Origin of the sequence: Sphingobium estronivorans, from assembly GCF_008692605.1 — a bacterium.
Classification (GTDB): Bacteria; Pseudomonadota; Alphaproteobacteria; order Sphingomonadales; family Sphingomonadaceae; genus Sphingobium; species Sphingobium estronivorans.
This window is the reverse complement of sequence record NZ_LFCT01000076.1, coordinates 1-370: the sequence shown is the minus strand read 5'-3', so window position 1 is coordinate 370 and position 370 is coordinate 1. Positions and strand designations below refer to the sequence as shown.

General features: G+C 56.5%; 1 protein-coding gene. It reads right to left on the bottom strand.

Translation table 11 applies throughout. The annotated features are described in order from the left end of the window. Nucleotides 1-263, bottom strand: a 263-nt coding sequence (locus tag F7P65_RS21890; RefSeq protein ID WP_240334438.1) for a TetR/AcrR family transcriptional regulator, incomplete at its 3' end; no start/stop codon positions are given. Nucleotides 264-370: the final 107 nt, after the last annotated feature.

The window sequence follows — 370 nt, the reverse complement described above, 5'->3', positions numbered from 1 at the left end:
CCCGCCGCTTCGATTTCGGGCAGGCTGTCATCGATGATGTCGTGGCCGAGCATGTGGCATGCGAACAAGATATCGTGCTTGCTACGGAAATAATTGTAGAGCGCGGGCTTGGTGATCCTGAGCCTTTCCGCCACATCGTCGAGCCTGGTCGCGTGATAGCCCTTGCTCAGGAACAGTTCCGCCGCAGCGGTCAATACAGCGAACTGTTTCTGATCGCGGGCCCGATGGCGGGTGTAGAAAACCGATTCGGGCGATACTTCCATTTCCACTAGGGCACCCCCCGCAAAACTTCTCATGGCGCCTGCGGGTTGGTAAAGTCATTCCCGCAAAAAATCTAGAGACTTATATGGACGGCGGGGTGTTCCAACGC